The organism is Chlorobaculum thiosulfatiphilum, assembly GCF_006265165.1.
Lineage (GTDB): Bacteria > Bacteroidota > Chlorobiia > Chlorobiales > Chlorobiaceae > Chlorobaculum > Chlorobaculum thiosulfatiphilum.
Genome location: NZ_VDCH01000055.1, coordinates 1 through 1,558, shown reverse-complemented (window position 1 = coordinate 1,558; position 1,558 = coordinate 1). Strand labels below are relative to the sequence as shown.

The window sequence follows — 1,558 nt, the reverse complement described above, 5'->3', positions numbered from 1 at the left end:
GCTGCATGATGCACCGCATACCGGACACGCGACCTGCTTGCCGGTACAGACCAGTCTGATCTCGACCCGCTTGCCGCTCATCGACAGATGAACGTTCTCGACCTTCCAGTTTGAGGAAAGACCTAAAAGTTGGTGGTAATGGCTCGTCAGGCTCTGCATGGGAGTATCAAGGTGTGGTTGGGTAAAGCTCAAAATTACTCTATGTTACTTCATACACACCCTTCTTTCCACGATATTCTGCGAAGAGCCCAAATACGAGTAATTTTGACAATTGAAGAAGATCCGCTTTTTGATCAAAAGATTGTTACTTTGTTTCGAGTTGTGAAACGTGATCACATGGAACGCGCTTTTAACTCTATTGCTGAATCACTTTATCAGCAGTTACGATTAATGGAGAAAGATAATGGCTGAAAAAAAGTCTATCCTGGATGAATTTGGAGTTATTTATGATGCGCAAAAAACTCTTCCGGATGAAAGACATCGAATTAAATTTTTAGAGGCTTTAGCAGAGTTAGAAAACAACGAATGTCATAAAAAAAGAGACTTCCCGGTTACGCAGCTACATAAGGTTACAGGAATTAAGCAGGCTGTTTACAGGGGTTATGTGGATAAAATTTCAGGTTGGAGACTTCATGTGCAATATTCAAGTGATGGGGTTCTTCATCTTAAAGATTTAATTCCTGGCTCAAAGCATGATGATGTAGTTGACGTAATCAAATCTAAAAAGGGCAGATACAAGTAAATGACTTACAATCTCAACATAACGTTCGATGTCGCCCACTCGTACCATTACAGCTATGCGAAGCCGACCGCGTGTATGTGGAGTTTTACAATACTTCTTTTATCATAAAATCTGCCATTTCGGTAAGAAAGAAATCGATCCCAATTCGTCTAAAATTTTACATTTACTCCGTTTGTGCCTTGTTTACGTATTTATGCAAAATACTCGAAATCAACGTCTGGTACGGCAAGCCTTCTCTCTGGGCGATTTTCTGTAGTTCTTTCAGGTCGCGCTCAGAAATACGGATATTTACCCGTTTATCCTTTCGGATGGTAGCACGTGCAGATTCTTCCAGTTCCAGCTTTCGCTGCTTCAGGTCTTTAACAGAATGCCATTCATTTTTTTCAAAAGAATCCAGCAACTCTTTTTCATCATTATCAAAATTATTCATTTTTTATTCTCCAGATATTCTTTCGTCGCTTTTCTGCCTGGAATAATCGTTTTCAGAAAAATTTCATCTACTCTCTCATGGTTCGTCAAACAGAACGGGCTTGAGATAAGTTAATGATTTAATTGCAAAGAATATGCGGCTCTTCGCAGAATATCGTGGGAAGAAGGGTGTGTATGAGGTAACATAGAGTAATTTTGAGCTTTACCCAACCGCACCTTGATACTCCCATGCAGAGCCTGACGAGCCATTACCACCAACTTTTAGGTCTTTCCTCAAACTGGAAGGTCGAGAACGTTCATCTGTCGATGAGCGGCAAGCGGGTCGAGATCAGACTGGTCTGTACCGGCAAGCAGGTCGCGTGTCCGGTATGCGGTGCATCATGCAGC

The 1,558-nt window shown here is 41.7% G+C and carries 3 protein-coding genes; 2 read left to right on the top strand and 1 reads right to left on the bottom strand.

Features of this window, described 5'->3' with window-relative positions; all coding sequences use genetic code 11:
* Positions 1-264: 264 nt before the first annotated feature.
* Both FGF66_RS12765 and FGF66_RS12315 read left to right on the top strand, forming a co-directional pair.
* Complete coding sequence (locus FGF66_RS12765) at positions 265-411, top strand: hypothetical protein (protein ID WP_170181382.1); 147 nt, start codon at positions 265-267, stop codon at positions 409-411.
* A complete protein-coding gene (locus tag FGF66_RS12315) occupies positions 404-742 on the top strand; it encodes a hypothetical protein (protein ID WP_139457932.1) in 339 nt (112 codons plus the stop codon). The genes FGF66_RS12765 and FGF66_RS12315 overlap by 8 nt, the downstream gene beginning before the upstream one ends.
* Positions 743-905: 163 nt before the next feature.
* Here FGF66_RS12315 and FGF66_RS12310 read toward each other — a convergent pair whose 3' ends face one another.
* Positions 906-1,172: an antitoxin gene (locus tag FGF66_RS12310; RefSeq protein WP_139457931.1), complete on the bottom strand. Its 267-nt coding sequence runs from the start codon at positions 1,170-1,172 to the stop codon at positions 906-908.
* Between the last annotated feature and the right edge of the window lie 386 nt (positions 1,173-1,558).